The sequence below is a fragment of the Haloarcula sp. K1 genome (genome assembly GCF_001647155.1).
GTDB classification, from domain to species: Archaea; Halobacteriota; Halobacteria; order Halobacteriales; family Haloarculaceae; genus Haloarcula; species Haloarcula hispanica.
Genome location: NZ_LRHL01000003.1, coordinates 104926 through 127568 on the forward strand (window position 1 = coordinate 104926; position 22643 = coordinate 127568).

The following is a 22643-nucleotide window of genomic DNA, read 5'->3' on the forward strand; positions in this document are numbered from 1 at the left end:
TAATAACAACTAAGACGCCGCGCACTCCCTCTGTTATTGCAATGGAGTACACCGGCCCGACAGACCTGTATATCGGCGGAGAATGGCGAGAAGCGACCAACGGCGACAGCATTGAGACGGAGGACCCAGCAACTGAGCAGCCCTACGCGTCGGTACAGAAGGCCGAGGCGACTGATATCAACGATGCGGTACAGGCGGCACAGGCGGCCGTCGAAGACGGCTCAGAGTGGGCGACGATGGACCCGGGGACGCGCCGGGCGAAACTCCACGCGATGGCCGACGCCATCGAGGGGATGAAAGACGAACTGTCCATGGTTGAATCCCACGACAACGGGAAAACGCCGTTCGAAGCGGGGCTAGAAATCGACATGGTCACCGATACGTTCCGCCATTACGCCGGCTGGACGGACAAGATCCGCGGTGACGAGATTCCTGTCGAGAGCGGTCGGCTCAACTACACCACCCGTGAGCCGGTCGGTGTGACTGCACACATCGCGCCGTGGAACTATCCTTTCCAGCTCGCCGGCCGCGGCCTGGCACCGGCGCTGGCGGCGGGGAACAGCGTTATCCTCAAGCCGTCCGCTATGACGCCGCTGTCGGCGCTGTACTACGCGAAAGCCGCCGAAGAAGCGGGCCTTCCGGATGGTGTCGTCAACGTTGTTCCCGGGAAGGGCTCCGAGGCCGGCGACGCACTCACCGGACACGAGGGCGTCGATCACGTCACTTTCACCGGGAGTACAGGTGTCGGAAAGACGGTCCAGCGCAGTGCTGCCGATGCGGTCGCCGACGTAACGCTCGAACTCGGCGGGAAAGGGCCAGCAGTCGTGTTCCCCGATGCTGACCTCGATGCCGCCGCCCGCGGCATCCAGTACGGGATTTTCATGAACGCCGGGCAGATGTGCTGGGCGAACTCGCGTATCGTCGTCCACGAGGACGTCTACGACGAGATGGTCTCCCGGATGGCAGAGATCGCAGAGAACATCCCACTCGGCGGTGGCATCGACGACGATGGGCAGATGGGACCAGTCGTCAGCGCGGGCCAGCAACAGGAGATACTCGACTACATCGAGACCGGCAAGGAGGAGGGTGCGACTGTTGTGGCTGGTGGTGGCGTTCCTGCGGACAGAGACACCGGTCACTTCGTCGAGCCGACCGTCTTTGCCGACGTGGACAACGGGATGACGATTGCACAGGAGGAGATCTTCGGTCCCGTGCTCACCGCAATCGAAGTGAGCGACGAGGAAGAAGCGATTGCGGTCGCAAACGATTCACCGTTTGGCCTCACCGCCTGCGTCTGGACGAACGACCTGACTCGCGCACACACCGTCACAGACAGCCTGGACTACGGGATGGTGATGGTCAACGAGACGCCCAACACCTGGCCACAGACACCCTTTGGCGGCACGAAACAGAGCGGCCACGGCCGCGCACAGGGCGAGCAGGCTATCGAGGCCTACACCGAGGTGAAAAACGTCCACATCAACCTCGGCTGAAACTTCCCCCGACGAGTCGTGCCCAGGCAGCCAGCAACAGTTCCACCGCTCTGCCTCACGCTGTGAAACTCCGAAGGCAAAACTAGCGAGTAATAACTGCTTACTCGAACTTTTTGAACTGCTGCAGGCACTCGTTGCAGTAATGAATCGACTGGCACCGCGACGGCCCGCGTGGGTGTTTCCGCTCGGTGTCGGTCGAGCCACAGTACGGGCACTCAGCGCCCGTCTGTTCGCCGCTGGTCGTGACACTGGGGTCGGGTTCACTCATCCGTCGAAACTCATGCCGAAGTCCCGCAGCGCTTCTTTGCCCTGTTCTGTGACCAGATCAATCGACCAGTCCGGGGCCCAGACCAGTCGGACCGACGCGGTCTCGATTCCGTCGACACTCTCGGCGGCTTCTTCGACCTCATCGAGGATGATCTCGCGCGCTGGACAGCCGCTGTAGGTGAGCGTCATGTCGACCGTGACAGCACCGTCGGACACGTCGAGCCCGTATATGAGCCCCAGGTCGACGATGCTGACCGGCATCTCCGGGTCCTCGACCTGATACAGGGCCGCCCACACGTCGCGTTCAATGCCGTCGGCGTCTTCGCCCGTGGCCGGCACGTCGTCCGCTGCGTGGTCTTTGGTCTCGTAGTCGGTGTACGAACACGCGGTAGCATCAGCGTCCGCGCGTGGCCGGTCGTAGTCGCTACTCATCGTCGGCCGCCATTATCAGCGTCGCTTCGTCACGGCCCAGATTCCGGTAACTGGCCGTCATTTCGTCGTGTAGGTCGTGCCAGTGGTCGGTGTGTTCGTTGTCCCGGCCTGCCGGCGTTGCGGGGGCAGCATCGGTCGGCACGTCGAACCCCAGTTCGGTCAGGAACGATTCGACGCGGGTCTCCCACTCGGTGCGCATCTCGTCGAGGGTCATCGTGCGGATGCCCAGCCGGTCGATGTCGGCCTCCACGTCGCCAACGGGTTCGAACAGCGTGAGGGCGTACGGGTAGAGCTCGTCGATAGCCGCCTGAACGCGTTCGCTGGCCTCCTCGTCCAGTGCCATCCGGTCCAGCCAGCTCTCGGCGTGTTCGAGGTGATAGCCTTCCTCGCCCTGGATGCGACTCGTTCTGTTCCGGATGATTTCGTACGACGAGTCCTCGAGCGCGGAGAGGCGGATGTCTTCAGCGACATCGTAGAGGTACGCTCTGACGATAGCATCGGCCCAGTCACCTTCCGCAAACGGTAGCTCGACGAGCGTACTGTGCTGGAAGTCGCTGGGGTCGCTCTCGTAGATGAGCGATTCCTCGGAGTAGCCGAGTTGCTGTACCGCATCGTACCACAGTCGTGCGTGGCCCAGCTCGTCCTGTGCGTTGTTGGAAATCGAGAGGTCCGATTCCAGTGTCGGCGCACGCACCTGCCAGAACGTGTAGCGTTCGGCCTGAACCAGCTCGTCGTCGGCGAGCCGGAGCAGCTGTGCCTCGACTGCGCGCTGTTCGTCCTCGGACAGGTCGGCTGGACCGCCGAGGTCGGATTCCGTTGTTGCCATTAGATCTCACCTCGCTGTTTCTCCGCTTCTATCTGCTCGGACTCGGAGGCTTCGACCTCCTCGGCAGCCGGATCGACGTTGTACGTCTGTGCGAACCGGTAGGACTTGTTGGTCGTCCCACCGAAGCTCACGTCGTCCTCGGTGACTTCGCCGATGTACTGGTGCTGTACGACCCAGAGACTGTTGGGGTCGTCGTCACTGAACGTTGCAATCGCCGCCTGTTCTGCGCCGGCGGTGCTGGGGGCTTCGACGTCACCGCAGTGCGTGTGATACCCGCCGGGCTGGTCCTGCCGGAAGACAGCCCACGGTTTCTCGGCGCTGTTTCCGACCTCGCCATGGCTCTCTGCGTCAGGATCGACCTGCGTGATTTTCTCTTGCGGGGCAACCCAGAGCGCGTGGGTCGGCTTCCGCCGTCCGTGCTGGATGACCGAAAACTGCTTCGCCATCTCTCGGTCGGGTGCGTGGACGTCCCGGCAGTGAACGAAATCCGCGTCCGGACTCTGTTGTCGGAATACTTCCCAGATCATCGTTCTCAGTCCGCTGCCTGTGTCTGCGGGCCGCTGTTCGTGGTCGTCTGGTCGTCCATCATGTCACGGACCCACTGTACCGCTTCCTGAGCCTGCCGGCGACCGGTGATCTGCTCGATACTGCCCTCGTATTCGTTCTGTGAGACCGTGAAGAACTCGTCCCAGTCGAGGTCATCCTCAACGACCTCGTAGCTCCCGTCACCGTTTTCGCGGATGCGTGGCTCATCGGGCATCTCCAGGCCGTATTTCTTGGCCTTCGGGATGTACGTGTTGAGGAACGCGGTTCGAAGCTCGTCGTTCGTACACGTCTTCAGCCCGACTTCCGCGGCGAAGTCGTGGTGGGTGCTCTGGTCGTCGGTTGGGCCGAAGAACTGCAGGATTCGCGGCCACCACTCTTCGAAAGCCTCCTGAGTCATGCGCTGTTCCCTCCGGGAGCCGTTCATCAGTTCGCGGAGGATCGACTCACCGTGCTTGACGTGCATCCCCTCTTCGAAGCAGATCTTGTCCATCGCGTGGGCGTACGGCTCCCAGCTGGACTTTTTCAGGGTCGCCTGACGACGCATCGCAGCCCCGTCGACAAAGAACGCGATCATCGGCGTCTCGACGTAGCTCTCCATTGGGTAGTGGAAGCAGTTCAGGAACTTTCCGTCTCCGTTCGCCAGATCGTCGAGCATCTCTTCACGGGTCTTGACGCCGAGCGATTCCGCCGCTCGGTAGAGCATCTGGCCGTGGCCGATTTCGTCCTGCACCTTCGCGCTGAAGGCCATCTTTCGCTCGATGCTCGGGGCTTGTCTGATGAAGGGCCGTTCGAGGTACGCCCCCATAATCTCGCTGTTGGCGTGGAATTCAAGCATCCGCGTGGCTGCCTTCCGATACTCTTCGGGAAGGTCGTCTTTCGGGCTGAACTCCCGGGGTCCAGCGCGGGCTTTGACTTCGTCAACGTTCATATGTATCCCATAAATCGTGAGGAATGTTCATACTAATTTGCCCCTATATAGACGGGTTTTATAAGTATATCCGCACATATACGAGGCAATGATAGAGGAGTGTCTAATGGTCGAATTTCGCATCGAGGGCGATGACTGTCCACTGGCAGATGCGAGTAGTGCCACTGGCACGCCCATCGAGGCGGCCCCGCCACTCCTCCGGGATGACCGTAACGTACTGTTGCGGTTCAGCGCGCAGGCGAGTGAGGAACTCAGGGACTACCTCGACGGCGACGACCGGATCCGCTATCTCTACCAGTCAGTTACCGAGGGTCGGTACAACTACCGATGTCTGTCGCTCCAGCAGTGTGTCGTCCACAAACTCATCAGCGCGGGCTTCATGGTGGAATCGCTGACCTATCGGGACGGAAACGCGATTCTAACTGGCGCTGTGGTGGGCCACGAGATCCTCCAGACGGTCATGGAGACGGCCGGTGAAACCGTCGGCGTGAAGCTACAGCGGGTGTACGCCCTGCGTGCGAGAGAAGACGCGTCTATCGCCCAGCAGTGGGACCTGACCCCGGCACAGGCGGAAAGTCTCCGGTACGCGGTCGAGATGGGCTACTTCGTCGTCCCACGACAGACCACCGCTAGTGAAGTCGCCGCCGAACTCGGTATCAGTAAGTCCGCGTTCCTCGAACGACTCCACCGCGCACAGCACTCGCTGCTCACACATCTGTTCGGCGGCGTCGGCGAAGGCCGACCGGACGACGACCGGGAGTAAAGTACCCGCGCGTGTGAGTACGACCATGCGCGTTGAAGACGGCGCTGTTCGACGAATCGTATTCGACCGTCCCGATGTCAAAAACGCGATGACCGGGGCGGTCGCGACTGAGCTCGCTGCTGCGCTCGCTGACCTCGACCCAGCGACACACGATGCCGTGCTCCTCACCGGCGACGGCGACGCCTTCAGTGCCGGCGGGGATATCGAGGCGATGAGCGAGCGTGAGGAGTCCGCGACGGAAGCCTACGAGCGGGTCCGGACGACGCTGGGTCGGGTGGCCAGCAACATCCTCGAAGCGCCGGTGCCTGTCGTCGCGAAGGTCAACGGGGATGCGGTCGGTGCCGGGCTGTCGCTCGTGGCTGTCGCTGATTTCGCGTATGCCGCCCAGTCCGCCCGGTTCGGTGCGTCGTTCATCAGCGTCGGCCTCGTGCCGGATATGGGCGCAACCGCGATACTCCCCCGGCTCATCGGGCTCAGGAAGACCAAGGAACTCGCGTTCACCGGGAAACTGATCGACGCCGAGACCGCCGCCGAGATAGACCTGATCAACGAGGCTGTCGAGCAGCGTGACCTCGACGCGCGGACGGCCGACCTGCTCGAAACGCTTCAGGCACAGCCGACGGCGAACCTCGGGCTGGCGAAGGAAGCGATCCACGACAACATCGGCCAGCCGTTACAGACCGGGCTGCGTCAAGAAGCACGCATCCAGTCACTGGCGTACGATACGCCGGCTCATTCGCGTGGTGTCGAGGCGTTTCTGGACGGTCGAACCCCGGACTTCGATTAGCGGTGGAAAAACTCCTGTGCGTTTTCGAACAGAATCTTCCGCTGGACGTCCGTGTCAAAATCGGTGTCGCGGGCGAACGATTCGAGCCACGTTTCGGGGTCGATCATCGGGTAATCGGTGCCGAACATCACCTTGTCTTTGAGAACGGTCCCGGCGTAGTGAAGGACCTGGTCGTCGATGTACTTCGGCACCCAGCCCGAGAGGTCCATGTACACGTTGCCCTTCTGCTGGCAGATCGCCAACTGCTCTTTCTCCCACGGGAACGCGGGATGGGCAATGAGGATGTCGAGATCCGGATAGGCGGCGGCCACGTCGTCGATGAGCATCGGGTTGCCGTACTTGACTTTCAGGCCGCGACCGCCAGCACTGCAGGCCCCTAGTGTCGAGTTCCCGCCGTGGAAGACGACGGGGACGCCGAGGTCTTCGATGGTACTCCACAGATGGTCGTGGCGTTCGTCCGAGGGGTCAAAGCCCTGTGCTATCTGCTGGAACTTGAACCCGGAGAGGTCCAGGTCCTCGACGCACCGGATTGCCTCCTGCACACAATCGTCTTTCAGAGGGTCGACGCTTCCGAACCCGACGAAGAAGTCGGAATACTCGTCCCGGACCTCGGCGACGTAGTCGTTCGGGACGGGCGGGTTCCCGGTGTTCGTTTCCGCATCCCACCCAAGCAGGACAGCGCCACCGACGCCCGCTTCGTGGTACTCCGCGAGCATTTCGTCGTAGTCCCACGTCTCCAGATCAGTGCCGAACCGGTCGGCGGCGTCTTGCATCATTTCGCCGCCGGCGTCGTGGAGGAACTCACTGGTCGGTTGGTGCGCGTGCGTGTCGAACAGTTGCCTGTCGGCGACACCCGGGAGGTCAGTTGTCACAGAGAGAGATTTTACCCAGTATCATAAAAATCCATGCCTGATTGTGCTGTGCAGAATACTCGCCGGAGCGAGTGGAGAACCGTGCTGAGGATACCAGCATCGAGAAGAGCCGATGATAACGGCGGCAGACGAACAAATCGCCAGACGAAGGCTCACCCCCGGTATGGCCGGGCGTCAATCCCCTACAATCTTACTACCGGGGAGTGAAGGCACAGCTATGGTTCGTCGCAGTGTTCTGTTCGCACCGGGTGACAATACGGAGTTGATGCGGAAAGCGGCCGGTGGCGACGCCGATGTCGTCGTCTTCGACCTCGAGGATGCGGTTGCACCGGCGGATAAAGAGCAGGCACGTCAATCCGTTCAATCAGTACTCTCGGCTGTCAGTTCGGACAACCACATCTGCGTTCGCATCAATCCCGTAGGGGTCAGCGCCACAGCGGACCTCGCAGCGATACTGACGGATGCCAGCCCTGACAGCGTGATGCTCCCCAAGGCCGGGTCCGCCGGCGACATCGAAGCACTAGAACGGCTCCTCAGAGAACACGATACGGACCTCCCGGTGCTTGCGCTGGTGGAATCGGCCGCCGGCGTCCTCAACGCGGCGGAGATTGCAGCCGCCGATGCCACCGATGCGCTCTTGTTCGGGGCCGAAGACCTCGCGGCCGACATCGGTGCGAGTCGCACCAGCGATGGACGGGAGGTGCTCTATGCACGCCAGCGGGTCGTCGTTGCGGCCAGCGCCGCAGGAATCGATGCAATCGATACGATCTACCCGGACTACGGCGATCTGGATGGCCTCCGTGACGCAACTGAGTTCGCTGCCCAACTCGGGTACGACGGGAAGATGGCAATCCACCCAGATCAGGTCGCGGTCATCAACGACGCGTTTACCCCAAGTGACGAGGAGATAGCATGGGCCGAACGCATCATCGCGGCCGACGAAGAAACAGATGCTGGGGTGTTCGAAGTCGACGGGGAGATGATCGACGCACCGCTTATCGCACAGGCAGAGCGTGTCCTCGAACGCGCTCGCGAGGCCGGGCAGCGGTAGCCAACGACAACACCTATCCGGGACCTAACTGTGCTGTCGTGTATGAAAGCCGTCGTCCGGCAGAACTTCGATGCCAGCGTCGACGCCTACACGACCTACGAGCGGCGGACCAATCGCTTCACGTCGCTCGCACGCCTGCTCGCCGCCGAGATGGATGCTCGTACTGACGGCGGCCTCGGGACAGTTCTCGATGCGGGCGCAGGAACAGGCGTGAGCACACGCGTATTCACCGAGACAACAGCGGACACGATTGCCCTTGATATCAGCCGCGAGATGCTGAGCGGGATCGAGTCCACGGCCCGACTGCAGGGCGATTTCGACCACCTGCCGCTCAGTGACCAGTCAGTCGACGGCGTCGCGTTTACCGCCTCGCTCTTTCTGGTCCCCGACCCAGCGACTGCAGTACGGGAAGCTGCCAGAGTCCTCCGGTCTGGTGGAGTGGTCGGGGCCGTCGCACCGCTTGGCTGGTTCGATTCTGACGGCACAGACGCGTTCGAGCAGTTCGAGCGCGAGTCGCGCTCCCCGACTGATACACCGGCTATTCGGGACGCCCTCGCGGCTGAGTTCTCGGCGACTACAGGAACCTGGAAATTTTCGACAAGTGCCGAAAATATTCGGCTATTCCACGCGATTCCCGCGATGGCCGCACGGCTCTATCCGAAACTCGAAACGGAGAAACGAGTGCGGCAAGCCCGTGAACTCCTCGGCGCTCTCGACGGCACGTTCGAGCAACGATGGCGCTGGGTCGTCGGTGTGCCCGAATAGGTGACTTGAATCTGCGGTTCGTCCGTCGAGCGGTCACAGCGTCACTCGGCGTGGTCCCGTTTCAGCGACAGCACGGTGCGGTCGAACTCACAGACGAGGACGTCGTCCGAATCTGCGAGTTTGAACACCTCGACGTGCATCGTGACGACGCCGCGTTCGCCGTCGCTGGTCTCGCGTTTGTCGGTCACGGTCGACTGCACGCGAATCGTGTCGCCGTGGAACACCGGGTTCGGATGCTCGACACTGTCGTAGGACAGGTTCGCGACGATGGTGCCATCGGTCGTCTCCGGGATGGTCAGACCGACCGCTAAACTCATCGTGTAGAGCCCGTTGACCAGTCGCTCGCCGAACTCCGTCTCGGCCGCGAACTCGGCGTCGAGATGGAGCGGCTGCTGGTTCATCGTCATATCGCAGAACTGCTGATTGTCGCGCTCGCTGACGGTACGGCGCTTCTCGTGTTCGATGGTCTCGCCGACCTCGAACTCCTCGTAATAAAGTCCTGTCATAGCTCAGAGGATGGTCCCGTGTTTCTTGTCCGGGAGGTCTTTCTCGACGGTCTCGTAGAACGCAAAGCGGTTCGTCAGTTCCGTTCTGAGGTCGCTCGGCGGGACGATGTCGTCGACGACGACCTCGCTAGCCATTCGATGAATGTCGATATCCTCGCGGTAGGCCTCGCGGAGTTCCTGCTCCTTTTGCTGTCGCTCGTCCTCGTCGTCGATCTCGGAGAGCTTGCGGGCGTAGACGGCGTTAATAGCCGCTTCAGGTCCCATGATCGCGATTTCCCCACTCGGAAGGCCGATTGTCGACTCGGGGTCGTAGGCGGGACCGGACATCGCGTAAATGCCCGCGCCGTAGGCCTTCCTGACCACAACGGACTGCTTGGGCACTGTCGCCGAAGACGTGGCGTAGATCATCTTCTTGCCCTGTTCGAGGATGCCCTCTTTCTCGACGCCAGACCCGGCCATGAACCCCGGCGTATCGCAGAGATACAGCAGCGGGATGTTGTAGGCGTCACAGGTCCAGATGAACTGGGCGGCTTTCTCCGCCGCGTCCGGGAAGATGGCCCCGGCACGCTGGGCTGGCTGATTGGCGATAACTCCGACTGGCCGCCCGTCTATCCGGGCGAACGACGTGATTATCTCCTTGCCGTATTCGGGCCGGAGTTCGAGCGTCGACCCGGCGTCGACGACCCGCTCAATCACGTCAAACATATCGTAACCCTTGTTCGGCTTGTCCGGGACAACGGCGTCAATACCCTCCGGCGAGCGCTTCGGGGCCGTCCCACTGGTCTGTGGTGGGTCTTCGTCGGCGTTGTCTGGCAGATAGCCGATGAGTTTCGCGACGAGTTCGCGGGCGTGTTCCTCGTCGTCAGCGATGAGGTCCGCACTCCCGGAGTGCTGTGCGTGGACAGCAGGGCCTCCGAGGTCGTCGAGGCTGATCTTTTCGCCGGTGACCATTTCGACCATCCGGGGGCTGGCGATGGCCATTGCGCTCATGTCCCGAACCATGACGGTGAAGTCCGCGAACACCGGCGTGTAGGCTGCACCGGCGATACAGGGACCGTACAGCACACAGATCTGCGGGACCCGCCCCGATAGCATCGAGTGGTTGTAGTAGAACTTCCCGATACCTTCGCGGTTGGCGAAAAAGCCCGTCTGCTGGTCGATACGGCCGCCCGAGGAGTCCATCAGATACAGCACCGGTCGCCCGGTTTTCAGTGCCCGCTGTTGCATCCGGAGGAACTTCTCGACACCCTTTGCCGCCATGCTGCCACGTTTGACCGTGTAATCGTTGGCCATGAAATGCAGGTCACGGCCCTCGAACTCCGCGGCCCCCGTGATGAGCCCGTCAGCCGGGAGCTGGTCGTCGGCGTCGAACTCCGCAAATTTCCCGTCCTCGAACAGGAAATCGTCACCGAACCACAGGTCGATACGGTCCCGGACGAACAGCTTGCCCTCCTCAGGTAACTGCTCCTTGTACTTTTCCGGCCCGCCTTCGAGGATCTCTGCAATCTCCTCGCGCAGGGCCTCTTCGCGTTCGGTCGGACCGAGGTCGTCGTCGACCGGTTCCGTGGATTCGTCCCGTCGAGTGCTGTCGTACGTGGCACTGGCGACCGTTTCGCCGCTGTCAATGACGAGGGTAATGTCGTCCTCAAAGTGTGTCGCCAGCGCCCCGGCAATGGCCTGTGCTTCCGATTCGGTCGCGTCGTCTGAAATTCTGACTTGCATACTTACTCCTCCAGTACAACCAAGGTATCACCCATGTCTACGGAGTCGCCCTCCGCGACCGGGACGGACGCGACAGTGCCGCCCGTGGATGCCACCACGTCGTTTTCCATTTTCATCGCCTCCAGCACGCAGACGACATCGCCCGCTGCGATATCGTCACCGGGCGCGACTTCGGTCGAGAGGATAGTGCCCTGCATCTCAGCCGTAATCGCACCCGACGTGGCCACCGGGCCGCCACCGGATGAATTGCCGCCCGAAGCGCCACTGCCGGAGCCGCCACTGGCGTTACCATCACCGGAGACGCGGGGCAGTCCGTCCGTAACGACGACATCGAAGCGCTTCCCATCGACTTCGACGGCGATTTCGTCCGTCGACGCCGATGAGGTGTTGCCGCCGACCTCGTCTGTCCCCCACCGCGCGACGGCCGCGTCAAGGGCATCGTCGGCGAGTTCCTGATCGAGGTATTTCGTCGTGTGCGTCCCGGCGCGGAACGTGTCGTCGTCCAGCATCAATCGATGGAACGGGATGGTCGTGTGGACACCCTCCACGGTGAAATGGTCGAGGGCACGCCTCGACCGGTCCAGACAGTGGTCCCGGTCCTCGCCAGCGACGATGAGCTTCGCGATCATCGAGTCGTAGTCGCCCCCGATCTCGTCGCCCTGCGAGACTGCGTGGTCGAGCCGCACACCGATACTGCTTGGCGGCGCGTACGTCGTCAGCGGCCCCGGCGTCGGAGCGAAGTCCTCGGCCGGGTTCTCCGCGTTGATTCGGTACTCAACGGCGTGGCCGTCTATCGACACGTCCTCCTGTGTAAAGTCCAGTTGCTCGCCCGCAGCGACCCGGAGCTGCCAGCGAACGATGTCGATACCAGTCACCGCTTCGGTGACGGTGTGTTCGACCTGAATGCGGGTGTTCACCTCCATGAAGTAGAACTCCCCGTCCTCGACGAGGAACTCCACCGTGCCGGCGTTCGTGTACCCGGCTTCGCTGACACCGCGTCTGGCGGCCTCGCCGATCTGCGTCCGCAGTTCGGCATCGAGAGCGGGACTCGGGGCTTCCTCGATGACCTTCTGGTGGCGACGCTGGAGCGAGCAGTCGCGCTCGCCCAGATGACGGACGTTGCCGTGTTCGTCTGCAAGCACCTGCACTTCGACGTGTTTCGGTGCTTCGAGGTACTTTTCGACGTACACGGAATCGTTGCCGAAGTAGGCTTCCCCCTCGCGCTTCGCGCTCTTGAGCGCCTCCGCGACCTCGGCCTCGCTCCGGACGATCTTCATGCCACGACCGCCGCCGCCACCTTCGGCTTTTATCGCGATGGGGTAGCCGTACTCGGCACCCAGTTCGCGCACTTCGTCCGGCTCGCTGACAAGGTCCGTCGTGCCGGGGACGACCGGGACGCCGGCATCCTGCATCACCGTCCGGGCTTTCGTCTTTTCGCCCAGCGTCTCCATTGCGTCGCTTGGCGGCCCGACCCAGGTGATGCCGTCGGTAGCCTCGACGCGGCCAGCGAACTCAGCGTTTTCGGCGAGGAAGCCGTACCCGGGATGGATCGCGTCGGCCCCGGCCCGCTCGGCAACATCGAGTATCGCGGTCTGGTCGAGGTACGACTCGCTTGCGGGTGCCGGGCCGACGTTGTATGCGTCGTCGGCGTACTCAACGTGGCCGGCGTTGCGGTCGGCATCGCTGTAGACGGCGACCGTTTCGATACCCAGCTCTTCACACGCAGCCATCACACGGACCGCGATTTCGCCGCGGTTTGCGACAAGGACTTTCTCGAACATTAGTAGGATCTGGGGAAGCCGAGGTGCTGCCCGATGTGGTTGTACGCCATCTGCTGGGAAACCGGGGCCAGCCGTGTCAGGTTGATTTCGCGCCACCAGCGTTCGACGTCGTACTCCTTCGCGTAGCCCCAGCCGCCGAACGCCTGCATGGATTGCTTGACCGCTTCGATGCCAGCACTGACGGCCGTCGCCTTCGCGACGTTCGTCTCGTACCCGCACTCCTCGCCCTGGTCGTAGAGCCAAGAGGCCTTCTCACGCATGAGCGCCGCCGTTTCCATGCGGGCGTACGCCTTGGTGATCGGGAACGACACCGCCTGATGGCTCCCGACAGGCGCGCCAAACACCTCCCGGTCGCTAGCGTACTCGATAGCAGTGTCGGCGGCCAGTTTGCCGATACCGGTCCCGGCGGCCGCAAAGCCGATGCGTTCCGGGTTCAGCATATCGACCAGAGTCCACCAGCCGTCGTCTTCCTCCCCCAGGAGGTTCTCCTCGGGGACCCGAACGTCCTCGATGAAGACTTCACAGGACTTCGAGTAGTTGATGCCGTGTTTGGGAATCGGGGACACGTCGATGCCGGGGTCGTCCATATCGACGATAAACAGGCTTATACCGTCGGTCCCGCGCTCGACCTCGTCGCGTGGGGTCGTGCGCGTGACGAGAATCATGTTGTCAGCCCGGTCGGCGAAGGTAATCCAGGCCTTGTTCCCGTTCAGAACGTACTCGTCGCCGTCTTTCTCCGCGCGGGTGGCGACGTTCAGCGTGTTTGTCCCGGCCTCGGGCTCCGTGATGCCGATAGAGAAGTTTCGCTTGCCGTTGGCGATGTCCGGCAGATAGGTCCGTTTCTGCGCTTCTGTTCCGCTCTCGCTGATACCGGCAGCGGCCATGCCGGCGGTGAGCACCAGATACCAGGTGCCTGCCATGCCACAGCCCTTGGCACAGAGCGTCTCCATGACCAGCCCCATCTCCTGTATGCCCATCCCGGCCCCTTCGTACTCCGGCGGGACCAGCAGGCCGTGGAAGCCGGCCGCGGCCAGTTCGTCCCAGAATTCCTCTCCGAACTCGCCTGCTTCCTCTTTCTCGCGCCAGTACTCCGGTCCGTACTCGGCCGCCACGTCCGCCGCGGTCGACCGAATCATCGAGCGTTCCTCTGTTTCTTCGAAATTCATTGTGGTTGTGTCTGCGTTGGCACTCGTACTGCTTGATACCCTGTGTCAGGATTCGACTTCGGCTTCTGCTTCGGCGTCGTCGTGGAGTTCGGTTCGGCGAATTTTCCCGGTCACTGTTTTGGGTAGGCCCTCCCGGAACTCGATTTCGCGCGGGTACTCGTGTGCTGAGAGCTCTTCTTTCACGTAGCTCTGGATGTCTTCTTTGAGCGAGGCGGATGGCTCAGCGTCCTCGCTCGGCACGACATAGGCCTTGACGATGTTCCCTCGCGCTTCGTGTGGTTTGGGGACGACTGCCGCCTCGGCGACCGCGTCGTGTTCACCCAGCGAACTCTCGACCTCGAACGGCCCGATGCGGTAGCCAGCAGAGAGGATCACGTCGTCCGCACGCCCCTCGAACCAGAAGTAGCCGTCCTCGTCTTTGTGTGCCAGATCACCCGAGAGGTACCATGTCCCGTCCGGTCCGTCGACGAACGCTCGCTGGGTCTTCTCGGGCTTGTTCCAGAACTCGGCGAAGAAACACGGGTAGTCGCCGCGCTGTGCGATTTCGCCCGTCTCACCGGGTTCCAGAACCTCGCCGCTCTGTGGGTCGACGATGTCGGCCTCGATTCCGGGGAGTGGTTTCCCCATCGACCCGGGCCGGAGGTCCATCGTTGGATAGTTGTTGATGATCATGTTCCCGGTCTCAGTCTGGCCGTACGTATCCAGAATCGTGACGCCGAGTTCGTCTTCTCCCCACTCGACGACGCCGGCGCTGAGCGGTTCGCCGATGGAAAGCGCATGCCGCAAATCGAGGTCGACATCCGCAAGGACCTCCTCGTTCTCCCGGAGCATCCGGTACGCCGTCGGAACCGAGAACAGGACGCTAATCGGGTATTCGTCGAGCAGGGCGGCCCACTCGTCGGTGTCGAACTCGCCTTCGTACGTGAACAGCGACGCACCCCAGAACCAGGCACCGAGGGTGTTGATTGCACCCGTCAGCCAGCCGAGGTCACCGGTCGACCAGTACAGGTCGCCGTCTTGAAGGTCCACGGCGTACTTCTGTGTTGCCGCGACGCCGGCGATCCAGCGCTGTTTGTGGAGGACACCCTTGGCCAGCCCGGTCGTTCCCGAAGTGTAGTACAGCAGCGCGTCGTCTTCCCCGCTGGTCTCAGCGACCTCGTACGCCGTGCTCGCGCCATCAAGCGCGGTATTGAACACCACGTCGTCAGCGGGTGCGCCGCCCCCGCGGTCAACGGTGAGTACGTGTTCGACCGACGGGGCCTCGTCCAGCGCGTCTTCGACCGTGTCGCGATTGTCGGTCGTGGTGACGACGACCTTCGCGTCGCAGTCGTCCAGACGGTACGAGATGCCGTCGGGGCCGAACCGCTCGTTGACACTTCCCCAGACGGCACCGTGTTTGAGCGTGCCGACCAGCGCCACGTAGTGCTCCGGAATCCGGGGCATGTATGAAAAGACCCGGTCACCCTGGGCGACCCCGAGGTCGTCGAGAACGTTGGCGAACTGGCTCGAACGGTCAGCAAGCTCCCAGAACGTCATTTTCGACAGCTCTCCGTCGGTCCCGACCTGGTAGAGTGCGACCTGGCCCCGGTCGGTCGCGTGACGGTCGGCGACTTCGTGCCCGATGTTCAGCTCGTTTGGTGCGTCCCAGTCCGCTGCCGCGTATATATCGTCCCAGGAGAACTCGTTTCGCGCTGTGTCGTAGTCCGGGAGGTTGTGGCTGGTGACCATACACCGCTCGGAATACCGGATTCTGGTATAACTGTACCGGTTACTTTTTGCGAAAAACGTATTGAATATATTTTATTTTTCATTCCTACCTAGGTATTATTCGATTGGAGTATGGCGTAAACAAAACTGATTACAACATATTCGAAGATATATACACGCGAGAGACATATTCAGTGGGGCGATTCGTTTTCAGTCGTCTCTCCGGGAGCGGTGTCGGGTTCGTCCCACAGGACACGAGCCACGTCGCGGACGTCGTTCGGGAAGGAGTTCTCGAACGTGACTCGCGGCGCGATGTAGGTTTCCTTCCAGCGCGGGTCCCACGCCGCGTTCACGTACAGGCGCGAGCCGGTTTCGTTGTCTCGTCGATAGTGAGGGCGTGTCGCTGCCGGTGCATCCGGTTCGCTGAACGTCCAGTCGCGGGCGGGGTGGGATTTCAGCCAGATATCGGCCAGAACGCGGCCGAAGTCCTGTGGCGGAACGTCTTCATCGACGATAACGACCGTGTCGAAAAGCGACGAGAACGAAAAGAGGATGTTCGCGAGTTGCCACTCGAAGCCGCCGTAGAGCACGTCACTAGCGACGAAACAGATACCGAGTTCAGCCTCTGCCGGCAGCATAATCCATTCGACTGGCGAGATGCCCCAGTAGTTGTTGAGTCGGTGATAGAGCGCTGCGGCGGTCACGAGCCCCGTGAGACGGGTGTCATCCGCGAGTGGGCGACCGACGGGGGAGACGGGGATGACCGGGTTTTCAGTAGTGCGGACGCGCTCGACCGACAGCGAGAGCGGGCCGCTCTCGACGACGTACTCCCAGCCCTCTCGGCGGTCGGAACGGAAGTCCGGTTGGCGGTCCACGACCGTCGTCTCCATGACGACCTCCGTCGCGCTCGGGACGAGGCCGCCGTTGGTCGGGACGAGCGGGACGGTTCCGGTCACCCCACAGGACTGGATCGGCGTGGCAGTTTGCTCGGTGACAGCGAGCAGGTACGCCGTCGTGATCGCCGCCGGCGGCACGCCGAGCGCTATCGTCATCGTCGTCCCTTCGCCGACAAGCGACGACAGCGTGTCTGGGACACGCACTCTGAGCGTGTCGCCGCCCACGACCGAGCCGTGAACCGGTGCCCAGTGTGTGCCGTCAGCGGTCGAGACCGATGCGACGCCAAGCGTCACTGCGGGCCACGTATCGGTTTCGCCCTTCGGGAACCGCAAGTCCTGTGCGTCGATATCTGTTCCCGAGGCCGCCTGACTCGTGTATGTCGGGTCCGTATTCCCGCCGGCCGGGCCGAGAGTGCTGATCGTCTCCAGTAGATCAACGAGCGGAGCTTCCGGGTCGAGTCCGAGGCCGAGCGACAGCCGCGACCACGGCCGGGCCTCGCGCTGGTGTGTCTGGTCCGGGCCGCTGAACACACCGCTAACTAGATCACTGCCGGCGGCGCGCTGGAATCGAAGCGCCGGCCCACTCGCCCGGAGCGCCTCCGCCGCAAGCACGTCCACCGGGACTTCGAACGGGCCGTCGAGTCGGACGAGGTCGTCGTCGCCGGCCAGTCCGCGGACGTACTGCGTGAACGGTATCACTGTGACTGCCCCTCCCGCTCGTCGAGCCGGTCGAACCGCGCAGCGTTTAGGCCCGCTTCGACCAGCCGCTCCTGGGCTCGCTTCCGGGTTTCTGTGGTCGCTGCCATCTCCGCCGCGTCACCGTCGGTCGTTGCGTCAATGTAGGCTTTGGCCGTCTTCGCCTTCGACGTCCCCACGTCCGCGTTGCCCTTCTCGTCGGGCGTCTGGTAGATGTTGAGCGGAACTTTCGGCATTCGCTCGACGCCGAACTGATGGAAGTCGGCGTCCGGATCGGCCTCAAGCGCGATAGCTGTCAAGACTGCCCGTGGGTCGAGCGGGTCGACAGCAGCGTCGACAAACACGAAGAAATCGATGTGGAGCATCCCCCACGTCGTGAAAATGAAGTTCGCCAGTTCGTGGAGATAGCCCGGATACGGTCGATCCGTCGCGATGACCCAGACGGTGCGGGAGGTGAATCGCCACGGGACCGCCATCGCAACGTCGAATCCGGCGGCCCGAAGACCGACAGTCGCGTCGGGGCCGGCCGCGACGAGCCGGAGCGTACTGGTCGAGTTTTGCCCGTATCCGACACCGCTCCCCTCGACACAAAACGGTATTCGCGGTTCGTGGCGGTGGGTGATCGCATCGACCTCGAACACCGGCATAGAGCGTCGCGGGCCGTTCATGTAGCCGAAGTAGTCGCCGAACGGTCCCTCGTCGAGGCGGTCGTCGGGTCGAACGTGGCCTTCGAGAACTAACTCGGCCGTCGCCGGGACGTACAGGTCATTGGTTTCGCACTGGACGAGGTCCACAGGCTCGCTTTTCAGGCCGCCCGCGAATGCCGCTTCGCTCCGGCCTGTCGGAATCCACATATCCGCAGTACACTCGACGGTGGGTTCGGCACCGATGACGACCGCGACGGGCATCGGTTCGCCCCGGGGTTCGTAGTCGTAGTAGTAGCGGTTGGGTACCTGCTCGCCGGCCAGTAACAGCAGACTGGCCTGGGAGGAGTCGTGGATCATCATGCGATGGCTCGACCAGGTCCCCCACTCCGTGTCGGGGTCCGGTGCGACGATGGTGTGGAGATTCGAGTACCGTCCCCCGTCGCCCTCGTGGATATATGGCCACGGGAACGACAGGAGATCGACCTCGTTCCCCGTCCGCACTGTTTCTTTGCAGGGGGCCTCCTGGCTCGCGACAGTTCGGGGCGCTTGTGGCGCGTTGAGGCGATCAATCACTCGGTCGTAGTACGTACGGCCCGAAAGGCCGCCTGAGAGTCCCAGCGCGCGGGCGAAGTGATCCCAGGGACGCGTCTGGGGGCCGCGGTACGGATCGCCAACCAGTTTCGACTCCGTCTCTAGCCCTGCGATGGACTCGAACACCGGAATCGGGCCGTCGCGGATATTGGCGAGCATCGTCGCCGCGCTCGCTTCGAGGTCCCACGACACCGGTTGGTCAAAGGACCGGAGCCAACCGGTCGTGTCGAGCAAATCGAGGTACTCGCGGAGCGAACTAACCGACATAGATCACTCCTGTTGTTCCAGCACGCGCCTCAGTGGGTCGTCGTCGAGTTCACGGCGGACCTCAGCGTAGGCGTCAAGCAGGGCCGGTCGTTCTGTGGCGAGCTGGTCGAACGCGATCTCGCGAAGCGCATCGGCCGTTGACTCGTACTCGCCTGTCTCGACGAGATACTGTAAGAGGACCTTCAGATCGTCGGATCGTGTATTGAGGATGTTCGACGCCGTCTCCTGTTCGGCCGCCAGATGCGTCACCAGCTCCTGATCGATACCAGTCGCCTCAGTCTCGTCGAGCAGTTCGACGTATCTGGTCTCGCTGACGCTCTCGTGTGGCCCGGCGACGATTGTTAGCGGTTCCGGGTCAGTGAGCGCATCGGGGTCTTTGGCAATCCGAACGCGTGCCTCGAAAATGCGTTTCGTTTGGGCATCCGTGATCTGTAGTGTGGTCTCTGTCTGTGCTTCTTCGGGGAGATGGTCTGCTGACGTGATGTAGTGGTTCGACATTACCTGCCCTCAGTTGTTTTGCTGATGTTCTTAGCAACCTCTTGTCCCTATTGCATATATGTACCGTCGTCAGTCCACCGTTTCACTGACCCGTGCATCCCAGGCACGGTTTGTTGCTCGAATCGGGCTCTGTGAGCTGAAATGCGCGGATCACTAGTATTGAGAGGTTGTCAGAAAGTGTATATTTACACGAGCCAGTATAATGTTTCCTTCAGTTATATATGCCGCTTGATCGAAGCCAGAGTATGCACTGCCAATTGACGCGACTCAGCCGTTTTCGCTTCGATAGATGAACGGATTGTTTCGCCGGTACCTGGTCGTTATCGTCCGGTTTTTACCCTTCGCGCTGTCATTTCTCCGTGACCGTCGGCGGTTCGTCCTTTTTGGCTCACGAAGACAGGTTCCAGACGAGAAGCATCGACAACGGGCCGAGCAGATCCGGGATACGATGCTCGAACTCGGACCGGCCTTCATCAAAGTCGGGCAGGTACTCTCGACGCGCCCAGATATCGTTCCACCGGTGTATGCCGACGTTTTCGGAACCCTTCAGGACGAAGTGCCAGAGGGTGCAGGGGGCGATCCAAAACACGTCGTCGCGGAAGAACTGGGCGACGAACTCGATCAGTCGACGCTCGAACCGGTCGCCGGCGGGTCGCTCGCGTACGTCTATACGGCAGACTATCGGGGTGAGCGAATCGCACTGAAAGTTCGACGTCCCGAATTGAAACCCGTGATTACGCGTGATCTCCGGGTGGTCCGGGGGCTGCTTCCGCTGATTCGCCCCTTCGCTACCGAACGCCAGCAGTATTCGATCCAAAACGCGGCTGACGATTTTGAGGACATCATCCTGAACGAGTTGGATTTCAAGCGTGAAGCGACGATCATGGCCGATATCAGGGAAAACTTCGACGACGATGAGCGAGTCGTCATCCCTGCCATCTACGAAGACCTGTGCTCTGAGCGCGTGTTAGCTATGGAGTATCTGACCGGTCGGAAAATAACCGACGACGACGCTTTCGACGATGTCGACGTGACGCCACACGAGATGGCGACACGGATCATCAATGTGTACCTGGAGATGGGTCTCGTCGACGGCGTGTTCCACGCTGACCCCCATCCGGGCAACCTCGGCGTCACAGACGACGGCCATCTGTTACTCTTCGATTTCGGCATGAGCGAACGCCTGCCACCGACGGTTCAGGACGATATCATCGCCCTCTATCGGGCACTCGTCCGTCGTGACGTGGACGACCTGGTGGACGCGCTCATCGCGCTCGATGTCCTCGAACCACACGTCAACCGCGCCGAGGTCGGCCGGGTGCTCGAACTTGTCATCGAGAACCTCGAAGGCCAGTCGGAGATCACCTGGCGGCAGATCATTACGGAGTTGACGACGACCCTCCGTGCGTTCCCGTTTCGGATTCCGCCGGACGTGATGCTACTCATCCGGGTCGGGACCGTCGGTGAGGGCGTCTGTCGACAGCTCGATCCGGAGTTCGACTTCCTCGCCGCTGTTCGCTCGTTTCTCGTCGAACAGAACCTCATCGAGAGTGAATTGGACGCAATCATCGAGGAAACGTGGGCGGACGTGCGCCGGTCGCTTCCCGCGCTGGCACGGGTCCCGTCACGAGTCGACCGAACGTTGTATCGGCTCGAACGTGGTGAACTGGTCGTCCGTACGGAACCGGCTGATGGACATGGAATAGGGGAGCGGAATCTCGGTTACGCGGTGATCGCCGGAGCGCTCATCGTGGCAGCAGCGATTCTGACCTTTCACCAGCGTCCGTACGAGATCCCAGTACTTGCCGTCGCCGCCGGCTTTCTCCTCGTCTACCTCGTCGACATCGAGTCGTAGCTCCTGCCTCACCGGGTCTCCAGAAGAACAAACAGCAATCCGACCGAGAGTCGGAATGCAGGTGACGGCACAGGTGTAGTCGGCTCATCCGGAATGGCTCGCGCAGTTCTCCGGTCATCAGGGAAAAACCGAGCACGGCTCCGAAGTCGCCACAGCAGACGACCGATACCGGCACTCACACCCGAAGTTTGACAACTTGGAGGCATGAACCCCTAGAGAATGGTCGCGATCATCGATTCGCTCCTCCTTCGTCTCCTCGTTGCATTCGGTATTGGTGCTCTCATCGGACTGGAACGGGAACAGGCGAAATCTGGGGGCGCGTTCGCTGGCAGCCGGACGTTTCCGCTGTTTGCCCTCGTCGGTGCAACCGCCCAGGCGTTCTTTCCGGCCCTCTTGCCCGTCACTGTCCTCGCTATTGCAGTCCCCCTGACCGTCGCGTATGCCGGGAAAGTGCTGACTGAAGGGGATATCGGACTCACGACGGTGACCGCTGCCTTGCTCACTGTCCTTCTGGGTGCGTTGGCAGTGTCCTCCGAACGCGGGATGCTGTTCGCGATCATTCTCGGCGGGAGTGTCACTGTCCTCATGTCGGCGAAACCCATGATCCACAGTTTCGTCGACCAGATCGACGAGCGGGAACGCCGTGCCTCGCTCAAATTCATCCTCGTCGTGGTGGTCGTGCTGCCGATCCTGCCTGATCGTGAACTCGATGTCCTATACGGCCTCAATCCGCGGTTCATCTGGCTGATGGTCGGCTTTGTCACCGGCCTGAGCTTCGCTGCCTACATCTTGAGCCGGTTTCTCGGAGCCAAGCGGGGGATCGCCCTCACGGGAATCCTCGGCGGGTTCGTCTCTTCGACCGCGACGACGGTCTCGATGGCCGAGCGGATCAGTGAAACTCCAGAGCTCTACAAGATCGGCTCGTTCTCGATTGTCGTCGCATCGATCGTCATGTTCCCGCGCGCACTCGTCGAGGTCGCCGTCGTCAACCCGGCCTTACTCCCTCGCGTCGTCGTTCCGCTCGGAGTAATGACTGGTGTCGGCGTGGGTATCGCCGGCATCGTCTACTGGCAATCGACGACAGAGTCCGCGGTCGAGACCGATCTCAAGAACCCGTTTCGTCTCCGACCGGCACTGTTTTTCGGCGCTGTTTTCGCAATCGTGCTCCTCGTGTCCCAGTCCGCGAATACCTGGTTCGGCGACTCGGGTATCTATGCGACTGCGTTCCTCTCGGGGCTCGCTGACGTCGACGCCATCACGCTTACGCTGAGCGCGCTCGAAGCGGACGGTGAGATCTCGCCCGAAGTAGCGACTACCGGCATCGTCATCGGCGCTATCGCGAATACGCTCACGAAAGCCGGACTCGCGTGGCTACTGGGGACGGTCGAACTGGGCCGGCGAGTGACGGTCGCTCTTGGAATCGTCGCCGTCGCCGGCATCGCTGTCGTCGTCCTCTAATCCGTTGGGCCACCGAAGCCACGTCAGTCCCGAAAAATCGCGTCCGGAAGCCGTGAAGAAACTACCTGCGAACGTACGAGATATCGGGAAGCTCCGAGAAGCCCGCAGAATAGCCTGTAACGC

Annotated in this window: 20 protein-coding genes and 2 pseudogenes; 7 read left to right on the forward strand and 15 right to left on the reverse strand. The window is 61.9% G+C overall.

Annotation, left to right across the window (positions count from 1 at the left end):
* The first annotated feature begins 41 nt into the window (after nucleotides 1–41).
* Entirely contained in the window at nucleotides 42–1493 is a 1452-nt protein-coding gene (locus AV929_RS01355; protein WP_064287164.1) for an aldehyde dehydrogenase, read from the forward strand.
* Nucleotides 1494–1593: 100 nt separating this feature from the next.
* Here AV929_RS01355 and paaE read toward each other — a convergent pair whose 3' ends face one another.
* The 6 genes and pseudogenes from paaE to paaA all read right to left on the reverse strand — a co-directional run bounded on the left by paaE (nucleotide 1594) and on the right by paaA (nucleotide 4492).
* The gene (gene paaE / locus AV929_RS22160) at nucleotides 1594–1761 is read right to left on the reverse strand and encodes a 1,2-phenylacetyl-CoA epoxidase subunit PaaE (RefSeq protein WP_004594293.1); all 168 of its coding nucleotides are present in this window, start codon (nucleotides 1759–1761) and stop codon (nucleotides 1594–1596) included.
* The gene (paaD, locus tag AV929_RS01360; protein ID WP_014030898.1) at nucleotides 1758–2192 is read right to left on the reverse strand and encodes a 1,2-phenylacetyl-CoA epoxidase subunit PaaD; all 435 of its coding nucleotides are present in this window, start codon (nucleotides 2190–2192) and stop codon (nucleotides 1758–1760) included. Before paaD ends, paaE begins: the two co-directional genes overlap by 4 nt.
* Nucleotides 2185–3018, reverse strand: a complete 834-nt coding sequence (paaC, locus tag AV929_RS01365; RefSeq protein ID WP_050036549.1) for a 1,2-phenylacetyl-CoA epoxidase subunit PaaC — start codon at nucleotides 3016–3018, stop codon at nucleotides 2185–2187. Before paaC ends, paaD begins: the two co-directional genes overlap by 8 nt.
* A pseudogene (locus AV929_RS22880) lies at nucleotides 3018–3317 on the reverse strand (PacF protein); the annotation flags it as partial. The pseudogene AV929_RS22880 and the gene paaC, both read right to left, overlap by 1 nt.
* A 54-nt stretch (nucleotides 3318–3371) precedes the next feature.
* Nucleotides 3372–3545, reverse strand: a pseudogene (locus AV929_RS22885) (PacF protein); the annotation flags it as partial.
* A gap of 5 nt (nucleotides 3546–3550) precedes the next feature.
* Nucleotides 3551–4492 carry a 1,2-phenylacetyl-CoA epoxidase subunit PaaA gene (gene paaA / locus AV929_RS01375; RefSeq protein ID WP_064287166.1) on the reverse strand — a complete coding sequence of 314 codons (942 nt, stop codon included), beginning with the start codon at nucleotides 4490–4492 and terminating at the stop codon, nucleotides 3551–3553.
* Nucleotides 4493–4598: 106 nt separating this feature from the next.
* Here paaA and AV929_RS01380 point away from each other — a divergent pair, with 106 nt between their 5' ends.
* Entirely contained in the window at nucleotides 4599–5255 is a 657-nt protein-coding gene (locus AV929_RS01380) for a helix-turn-helix domain-containing protein (RefSeq protein ID WP_080510010.1), read from the forward strand.
* 25 nt (nucleotides 5256–5280) lie between these two features.
* Nucleotides 5281–6042, forward strand: a complete 762-nt coding sequence (locus AV929_RS01385; protein ID WP_050036548.1) for an enoyl-CoA hydratase/isomerase family protein — start codon at nucleotides 5281–5283, stop codon at nucleotides 6040–6042.
* On the opposite strand, the gene AV929_RS01390 is transcribed toward AV929_RS01385, so the two are convergent.
* Nucleotides 6039–6914 (reverse strand): amidohydrolase family protein, encoded by an 876-nt coding sequence (locus tag AV929_RS01390; RefSeq protein ID WP_064287168.1) that lies wholly within the window; start codon nucleotides 6912–6914, stop codon nucleotides 6039–6041. The two genes, AV929_RS01385 and AV929_RS01390, sit on opposite strands and share 4 nt — an antisense overlap.
* A gap of 217 nt (nucleotides 6915–7131) precedes the next feature.
* On the opposite strand from AV929_RS01390, the gene AV929_RS01395 reads away from it, so the two are divergent.
* Together AV929_RS01395 and AV929_RS01400 are read left to right on the forward strand one after the other, a co-directional pair.
* On the forward strand, nucleotides 7132–7965 hold the full coding sequence (locus AV929_RS01395; protein ID WP_064287169.1) for a CoA ester lyase: 834 nt from the start codon (nucleotides 7132–7134) through the stop codon (nucleotides 7963–7965).
* 42 nt (nucleotides 7966–8007) lie between these two features.
* Entirely contained in the window at nucleotides 8008–8730 is a 723-nt protein-coding gene (locus AV929_RS01400) for a class I SAM-dependent methyltransferase (RefSeq protein WP_064287170.1), read from the forward strand.
* A 41-nt stretch (nucleotides 8731–8771) separates the two neighbouring features.
* Here AV929_RS01400 and AV929_RS01405 read toward each other — a convergent pair whose 3' ends face one another.
* The 8 genes from AV929_RS01405 to AV929_RS01440 all read right to left on the reverse strand — a co-directional run bounded on the left by AV929_RS01405 (nucleotide 8772) and on the right by AV929_RS01440 (nucleotide 19207).
* A complete protein-coding gene (locus AV929_RS01405) occupies nucleotides 8772–9236 on the reverse strand; it encodes a MaoC family dehydratase (RefSeq protein ID WP_050007482.1) in 465 nt (154 codons plus the stop codon).
* Nucleotides 9237–9239: 3 nt separating this feature from the next.
* Entirely contained in the window at nucleotides 9240–10958 is a 1719-nt protein-coding gene (locus AV929_RS01410; protein ID WP_064287171.1) for an acyl-CoA carboxylase subunit beta, read from the reverse strand.
* 2 nt (nucleotides 10959–10960) lie between these two features.
* Nucleotides 10961–12739, reverse strand: a complete 1779-nt coding sequence (locus AV929_RS01415) for an acetyl-CoA carboxylase biotin carboxylase subunit (protein ID WP_064287172.1) — start codon at nucleotides 12737–12739, stop codon at nucleotides 10961–10963.
* Complete coding sequence (locus AV929_RS01420) at nucleotides 12739–13905, reverse strand: acyl-CoA dehydrogenase family protein (protein ID WP_050036542.1); 1167 nt, start codon at nucleotides 13903–13905, stop codon at nucleotides 12739–12741. The genes AV929_RS01415 and AV929_RS01420 overlap by 1 nt, the downstream gene beginning before the upstream one ends.
* Before the next feature lie 45 nt (nucleotides 13906–13950).
* Nucleotides 13951–15633 (reverse strand): acyl-CoA synthetase, encoded by a 1683-nt coding sequence (locus tag AV929_RS01425; RefSeq protein WP_064287173.1) that lies wholly within the window; start codon nucleotides 15631–15633, stop codon nucleotides 13951–13953.
* 170 nt (nucleotides 15634–15803) lie between these two features.
* Complete coding sequence (locus tag AV929_RS01430) at nucleotides 15804–17207, reverse strand: UbiD family decarboxylase domain-containing protein (RefSeq protein ID WP_064287174.1); 1404 nt, start codon at nucleotides 17205–17207, stop codon at nucleotides 15804–15806.
* Nucleotides 17204–18709, reverse strand: coding sequence for a UbiD family decarboxylase (locus AV929_RS01435; protein ID WP_014030913.1), 1506 nt, complete (start codon nucleotides 18707–18709; stop codon nucleotides 17204–17206). Before AV929_RS01435 ends, AV929_RS01430 begins: the two co-directional genes overlap by 4 nt.
* 3 nt (nucleotides 18710–18712) lie before the next feature.
* Nucleotides 18713–19207, reverse strand: a complete 495-nt coding sequence (locus AV929_RS01440; RefSeq protein WP_014030914.1) for a hypothetical protein — start codon at nucleotides 19205–19207, stop codon at nucleotides 18713–18715.
* 289 nt (nucleotides 19208–19496) lie between these two features.
* Here AV929_RS01440 and AV929_RS01445 point away from each other — a divergent pair, with 289 nt between their 5' ends.
* Together AV929_RS01445 and AV929_RS01450 are read left to right on the forward strand one after the other, a co-directional pair.
* Nucleotides 19497–21062, forward strand: a complete 1566-nt coding sequence (locus AV929_RS01445) for an AarF/ABC1/UbiB kinase family protein (RefSeq protein ID WP_050036539.1) — start codon at nucleotides 19497–19499, stop codon at nucleotides 21060–21062.
* A gap of 219 nt (nucleotides 21063–21281) precedes the next feature.
* Entirely contained in the window at nucleotides 21282–22520 is a 1239-nt protein-coding gene (locus AV929_RS01450; RefSeq protein WP_064287175.1) for an MgtC/SapB family protein, read from the forward strand.
* Nucleotides 22521–22643: the final 123 nt, after the last annotated feature.

What these genes read in the sequence shown, in the direction of transcription:
- AV929_RS01405 (WP_050007482.1), bottom strand. Translation starts at nt 9,236, where the DNA reads ATGACAGGACTTTATTACGAGGAGTTCGAGGTCGGCGAGACCATCGAA.
- AV929_RS01400 (WP_064287170.1), top strand. Translation starts at nt 8,008, where the DNA reads ATGAAAGCCGTCGTCCGGCAGAACTTCGATGCCAGCGTCGACGCCTAC.
- AV929_RS01395 (WP_064287169.1), top strand. Translation starts at nt 7,132, where the DNA reads ATGGTTCGTCGCAGTGTTCTGTTCGCACCGGGTGACAATACGGAGTTG.
- AV929_RS01380 (WP_080510010.1), top strand. Translation starts at nt 4,599, where the DNA reads ATGGTCGAATTTCGCATCGAGGGCGATGACTGTCCACTGGCAGATGCG.
- paaC (WP_050036549.1), bottom strand. Translation starts at nt 3,018, where the DNA reads ATGGCAACAACGGAATCCGACCTCGGCGGTCCAGCCGACCTGTCCGAG.
- AV929_RS01355 (WP_064287164.1), top strand. Translation starts at nt 42, where the DNA reads ATGGAGTACACCGGCCCGACAGACCTGTATATCGGCGGAGAATGGCGA.
- paaE (WP_004594293.1), bottom strand. Translation starts at nt 1,761, where the DNA reads ATGAGTGAACCCGACCCCAGTGTCACGACCAGCGGCGAACAGACGGGC.
- AV929_RS01415 (WP_064287172.1), bottom strand. Translation starts at nt 12,739, where the DNA reads ATGTTCGAGAAAGTCCTTGTCGCAAACCGCGGCGAAATCGCGGTCCGT.
- paaD (WP_014030898.1), bottom strand. Translation starts at nt 2,192, where the DNA reads ATGAGTAGCGACTACGACCGGCCACGCGCGGACGCTGATGCTACCGCG.
- AV929_RS01450 (WP_064287175.1), top strand. Translation starts at nt 21,282, where the DNA reads ATGGTCGCGATCATCGATTCGCTCCTCCTTCGTCTCCTCGTTGCATTC.
- AV929_RS01440 (WP_014030914.1), bottom strand. Translation starts at nt 19,207, where the DNA reads ATGTCGAACCACTACATCACGTCAGCAGACCATCTCCCCGAAGAAGCA.
- paaA (WP_064287166.1), bottom strand. Translation starts at nt 4,492, where the DNA reads ATGAACGTTGACGAAGTCAAAGCCCGCGCTGGACCCCGGGAGTTCAGC.
- AV929_RS01445 (WP_050036539.1), top strand. Translation starts at nt 19,497, where the DNA reads ATGAACGGATTGTTTCGCCGGTACCTGGTCGTTATCGTCCGGTTTTTA.
- AV929_RS01410 (WP_064287171.1), bottom strand. Translation starts at nt 10,958, where the DNA reads ATGCAAGTCAGAATTTCAGACGACGCGACCGAATCGGAAGCACAGGCC.
- AV929_RS01420 (WP_050036542.1), bottom strand. Translation starts at nt 13,905, where the DNA reads ATGAATTTCGAAGAAACAGAGGAACGCTCGATGATTCGGTCGACCGCG.
- AV929_RS01385 (WP_050036548.1), top strand. Translation starts at nt 5,281, where the DNA reads ATGCGCGTTGAAGACGGCGCTGTTCGACGAATCGTATTCGACCGTCCC.
- AV929_RS01425 (WP_064287173.1), bottom strand. Translation starts at nt 15,633, where the DNA reads ATGGTCACCAGCCACAACCTCCCGGACTACGACACAGCGCGAAACGAG.
- AV929_RS01435 (WP_014030913.1), bottom strand. Translation starts at nt 18,709, where the DNA reads ATGTCGGTTAGTTCGCTCCGCGAGTACCTCGATTTGCTCGACACGACC.